Annotated in this window: 2 protein-coding genes; both read right to left on the minus strand. The window is 59.3% G+C overall.

Annotated elements, in window-relative coordinates:
• Positions 1-72: 72 nt before the first annotated feature.
• A complete protein-coding gene (gene istB, locus AYR66_RS27985) occupies positions 73-882 on the minus strand; it encodes an IS21-like element helper ATPase IstB (protein ID WP_088707203.1) in 810 nt (269 codons plus the stop codon).
• Positions 872-2,374, minus strand: coding sequence for an IS21 family transposase (istA, locus tag AYR66_RS27990; protein ID WP_420093097.1), 1,503 nt, complete (start codon positions 2,372-2,374; stop codon positions 872-874). The genes istB and istA overlap by 11 nt, the downstream gene beginning before the upstream one ends.
• Positions 2,375-2,494: the final 120 nt, after the last annotated feature.

The raw sequence follows: 2,494 nt of genomic DNA on the forward strand, positions 1-2,494 counted from the left end.
CTGTTGATGTTCACGTAAAAGTGACCCACGATTTTCATCGAATTTTGACCCACCCTTTTTATGCGTAGACGGCTACGCTGCTGTGGATAAGTCTTCGGTCGCTAGTCCTGTTTCTCCCTTCTTCGAGCCCTTTCTGGGGGATGTCTTCCGCGTCGATTCACTGTGCCTGAAGCGCCAGGAATCATTGCCGGTCTCAATAATATGGCAGTGATGCGTGAGTCGGTCCAGCAATGCTGTCGTCATCTTCGCGTCCCCGAACACCGCAGGCCACTCGCCGAAGCTCAGGTTGGTCGTAATCGCTACGCTGGTTCGTTCGTACAGCTTTGAGAGCAGGTGGAACAGTAGTGCACCACCAACCTGGCTGAACGGCAGGTACCCCAGTTCGTCGAGGATGACCAGATCGACGTACATCAGCCGGTGTGCGATCTGGCCTTGCTTACCGGCCGCCTTCTCTAGTTCCAGCGCATTGACCAGTTCAACAGTGGAGAAGAACCTGACGCGCTTGCCGTGCCGGTTGATGGCTTCGATCCCAAGCGCCGTGGCTAGATGCGTCTTGCCGGTACCCGGTCCGCCAATGAACACCAGGTTGTGTGCGGCGTCCAGGAACGACATGGTGTGGAGCTGCCGAATCAGCGCTTCATCGACCTTCGCCTCGGCGAAGTTAAAGCCATTCAAATCACGATGTGCGGGGAAGCGGGCAGCCGTCATCTGGTAGGCAATCGAGCGAACCTCGCGCTCGGCCGTCTCTGACTTGAGCAGCTGGACCATGAACCGCTCCGGATCGAAGTCCGCTATGCGGGCCTGGGCTACCAGCTCCGACCAGGTCTGTGCCATGCCGTGCAGCTTCAGGCTCTTCAATTGGTTGACGATCTCATGCGACATGCTGAACCTCCGTATCCAGCGAACGCAACCGCTCGTAGCGGGAGACATTGGCTTGTGGCTCTTCCTTCAGTGTCAGCGCTGTCGTAATCGATGCAGTCGCCGGTGCCTGTTTGATGCGGCCAAGCACGTTGAGAACGTGTTCACCGCTGGGTCGTCCCGATTCCAGCGCGTTCCTGACTGCATCCAGTACGGCTTCGAGCCCGTGATCCGGGATGGCCGAGAGGACTTGCGCCATGACGCGGTCACCCCCAGGATGTTTCAGGAGATGGCGCTGCAGGTGCAATAGCGGCTCGGGCATGGTCTGGAATGGCGCTCCATTACGTAATGCACCGGGCTTCTGGGCAATCAGCGGGATGTAGTGCTGCCAGTTGTAGCGGGTGATATAGCGGTCGAACACGCGCTCGTGCCGCGCAATCTCTTCGTTATCAGCGACGACCACCAGTTCGGTTGGATAGACATGCAGGCTGACTACGCGGTGTGCATAGGGTGTCGGGACGCTGTAACGGTTCTTCTGGAAGTGGATCAGGCTTGTTGACGACACCCGTACCGGCTGCTCGACGTAACCGTCGAATGGCTTGGGGACCGGCATCAATTGCAACCGTTCGTCCTGCAGAACCTCGGCCACCTTCATCTCCGGCCAGTCGGGATGCGCCATGTCTTCCCAGCTTTGCCGGCAGTTCTCGGCCAGCCAGTCATTCAGTTGTCCCAGACTGTTCCAGCGGATGTCGGCTGCTGCCACCCAGATCTGCCTGCGCCGGTCCTGGACGTTCTTCTCGACGATTCCCTTTTCCCAGCCAGCCGCCCGGTTGCAGAACTCCGGCTCGAACAGATAGTGCCCGCACATGGCCTCGAAGCGGGCATTGACGTTGCGCTCCTTGCCCTTGCCGACCTTGTCCACGGCGGTCTTCATGTTGTCGTAGATGCCCCGCCGCGGGATCCCGCCGAAGGCGGCAAACGAGCGGGTATGGGCATCGAACAGCATCTCGTGGCTTTGCGACGGATACGCCACCAGCCAGAAGGCACGGGATGACGCCAGCTTGCAGTGCGCTACCTCCAGACGCCGGCGCAAGCCGCCAATCCAGGCGTACTCGCAGCTCCAGTCGAACTGAAATGCCTCGCCATGGGCGAAGGCAAGCGGCACGAACGCTTTGCGGCTCGGTGCCTGAGCCAGTTCCTGCTGCAGCCGGCGAACCAGCGCGCAGACACGGCCGTATCCACCGCTGTAACCCTGCGCCTGGATCGCCTGGAACATGACACGGGCCGTACGTCGATCCCGCTTGGCGCGGTGGCTGTCGGTTTGAATCCAGGTCCGGACCTGCTCAGCATAGGCGTCAACGACGCTCTTGCCCTCGCGTTCCGGATACCTTGGTTCGGTCATGGCTGGCTCGCGCAGCCACTTGCGGATCGTATTGCGCGACAGATTCGTGCGCCGTTCGATCTCTCGTATGGAGAGCTTCTCGCGGAAATGCATCCGCCTGATCTTGGCAAACATGCCCACTGTGATCACTCCTCGTCCTCCTGCCCATTTATTGAGCAGGCGATTGAATCACGTGGGTCAAATTTGGATGAAAACTACTGCGGAAAGTGGGTCAATTTTCAGTGAACGTCAACA

Origin of the sequence: Noviherbaspirillum denitrificans (genome assembly GCF_002211445.1) — a bacterium.
In the GTDB taxonomy this organism is placed as follows: domain Bacteria; phylum Pseudomonadota; class Gammaproteobacteria; order Burkholderiales; family Burkholderiaceae_D; genus Noviherbaspirillum; species Noviherbaspirillum denitrificans.